The organism is Noviherbaspirillum sp., from assembly GCF_035944575.1.
GTDB lineage: Bacteria > Pseudomonadota > Gammaproteobacteria > Burkholderiales > Burkholderiaceae_D > Noviherbaspirillum.
This window is the reverse complement of sequence record NZ_DASZBA010000018.1, coordinates 1-2421: the sequence shown is the minus strand read 5'-3', so window position 1 is coordinate 2421 and position 2421 is coordinate 1. Positions and strand designations below refer to the sequence as shown.

The 2421-nt window shown below is 57.9% G+C and carries 2 protein-coding genes and 2 pseudogenes; 3 read left to right on the top strand and 1 reads right to left on the bottom strand.

Annotated elements, in window-relative coordinates; all coding sequences use genetic code 11:
- Window positions 1-141, bottom strand: a pseudogene (locus tag VGU61_RS01045) (branched-chain amino acid ABC transporter substrate-binding protein); the annotation flags it as partial.
- Window positions 142-631: 490 nt separating this feature from the next.
- On the opposite strand from VGU61_RS01045, the gene VGU61_RS01040 reads away from it, so the two are divergent.
- The 3 genes and pseudogenes from VGU61_RS01040 to VGU61_RS01030 form a co-directional block, all read left to right on the top strand.
- Window positions 632-1486 (top strand): helix-turn-helix transcriptional regulator, encoded by an 855-nt coding sequence (locus VGU61_RS01040; RefSeq protein WP_326857238.1) that lies wholly within the window; start codon window positions 632-634, stop codon window positions 1484-1486.
- Between the two features lie 13 nt (window positions 1487-1499).
- Window positions 1500-2156: a lipoyl(octanoyl) transferase LipB gene (lipB, locus tag VGU61_RS01035; RefSeq protein WP_326857237.1), complete on the top strand. Its 657-nt coding sequence runs from the start codon at window positions 1500-1502 to the stop codon at window positions 2154-2156.
- Between the two features lie 105 nt (window positions 2157-2261).
- Window positions 2262-2421: pseudogene (locus tag VGU61_RS01030) on the top strand (lipoyl synthase); the annotation flags it as partial.

Below are 2421 nucleotides of genomic sequence, written 5' to 3'. Positions count from 1 at the left end.
GTCCTTGCCCAGGTGGGCGATCGAGCCGGAGATCGGGCCGACGTGGCCGATGCGCACGACCTGTTCCTGTGCCGATGCGGCACCTGCCAGTGCAAATGCAATCGCGCCTGCCAATGGAATCATTTTTGTCTTGAACTGCATGGAATTTCTCCTAGGGGTGGAATGAACAAGCTTGGTACGAAAAATCGCCGGCGCTGGAAAGCAGTGCAGGCGAAAAGGACTCGGTCTCGCGACCGAAAACGGAAATGCGGGAGGAGAAAAGGCTTGGAGCGGAAATGCGTACCCTGAATGGTTCAATGAGGGCCACGAATCTGGCTGGGACTTCCGCCTGGGCATAAAAGCGGTCGGACGACACGCAATCGTTCAGCGGATGCTTCTCTACGGTCAACATGAATTCTTCCTCAGGGAGGGGTGCGCCAGGATCGGGATCGGCCGGACCTGACACTTGTCTCATATGCGCTTTTGGCTTTGTTGCTATGCTGGCCTGTACGGCTTGCAACTTCGAAGGCAACTGTATGGATAAAACTGCATGGACGCCATTTCGCTATCTGGCGCGACTAGATGCTACCTGATGCTAAAATAGCGTCATCTAGCATCACTCCCGCATTATTTTCTGATTCTTTCGCCTTCTATGCGCCCTCTTCAAGCCGCCATGCACGGCAAGCCGTTTTATGCGGAACAAACCGAGTTTTGCGCCAATCTGCGCATGCTGTGCGGTTATTACCGTTCGGTTGCCGATGTCTGCCGCAAGCTCAACATCAACCGGGCACAGTTCAACCGCTATCTGAACGGCACCAGCACCCCCTCCAACCATACACTGGAACGGATCTGCGACTTTTTCGGCGTGGAACCGGCCGAAATCTATCTTCCCCGCGACCATTTTCACCAGATCGTCCAGGTACGGCCGAGGCAACGCGCGGAACATGCCGCCTACGCCGAGCACATCACGCGCCTTCAGCGCCATTCCATCGGCAAATATGAAAAGTATCTGGGCTACTACTACGAGTATTACTATTCGATGAGCGCCCCGGGCAAGGTGTTGCGGGGACTGGTCCATGTGTTCATGCAGGACGGCGCGGTCTATCACGAGCGGCTGGAGCGCTTCCCGCAGCATGCCAACCTGGATGAAGCGTATAAATGCAAGTACATCGGCGGCGCGTTTTACCTCAACGACCGGATCTTTCTGGTTGACTACGAATCGCTGACCGGCAATGAAATTGCCCAGACCATCCTGTTTCCGACCTACCGGAACAAGGTTGTCCGCCTCTCGGGTTTGATGCTCGGCGTGTCCTCCAGCAACCAGCGCTCCATTGCCTGCGCGCGCGTCGTATTCGAATACCTCGGCAAGACGGTCGACCTGCGCAAAGCCATGCGGCTCTGCGGGCTGTTCGATCCGAAGGACGGCGCCATCGATGCCACCATACTCAAGGTGATCGACAACTCGCCGCAGAAGGACCAGAACCATTTCTACACCATTCCGCTCTAGCGGCAATACACCCATGCCCACACCCATCATCGTGCAACGGGGATTGGAAGCGTACCGGACCACATTCGACGCCATGCGTGCCTTTACCGATGCACGGACCGCGGACACGCCGGACGAGCTCTGGATCGTCGAGCATCCGCCGGTATTCACGCTCGGCCTCGGCGCCGACCCATCGCATGTGCTGAATGCGCATGGCATTCCGGTAATGCAGACCGACCGCGGCGGCGAGGTGACCTACCATGGCCCGGGCCAGGCGGTGATCTACCTGCTGATGGACTTACGCAGGGCGCGTCCGGGCGCGCGCCTGTTCGCCCGCGAGTTCGTGTACAAAATAGAACAGTCGGTCGTTGACACCCTTGCGGCGTATAATCTTGCGGGTGAGCGCAAGCCAGGTGCGCCCGGGATTTACATCGCCGGCGAAGGCCCATGGCAAGGCGCGAAAATCGCCGCCCTGGGATTGAAAGTGAAGTCCAGCGGCTGCACCTACCACGGTGTGTCGCTGAATGTCGCGATGGACCTTGCGCCGTTCACATGGATCAATCCATGCGGCTATGAAGGACTGGCTACCGTGGATATGCGCACGCTGGGTTCGCAAGCATCATTGAAGGAAATACAGTCGGCCCTTGCCGATGCACTGATGCGGCAGCTCGGCGAACCGGTGCCGGTTTGACATCCAGGCAGACCAGCGCAGCAGAAGATGTAATGCAGCACGCAATGCCATTACCAACGGCCTGTCGAACAGGCTGCCGTCGCGGCAAAACCAAAACGGCATCGAATGAGCGACCCGCAAATGACGACTACCGAAAAAACGCCCCTCGCATCCACGACCTACAATCCAAGCGATAAGCAGAAAGGCGCCGGCAAGACCGCACGCATTCCGATCAAGATCGTTCCAGCCGAAAAGCTGCCCAAGCCGGACTGGATCCGCGTCAAGG

Excerpts from the sequence above, each read along its gene's own strand:
- VGU61_RS01040 (WP_326857238.1), top strand. The coding sequence starts at position 632 with ATGCGCCCTCTTCAAGCCGCCATGCACGGCAAGCCGTTTTATGCGGAA.
- lipB (WP_326857237.1), top strand. The coding sequence starts at position 1,500 with ATGCCCACACCCATCATCGTGCAACGGGGATTGGAAGCGTACCGGACC.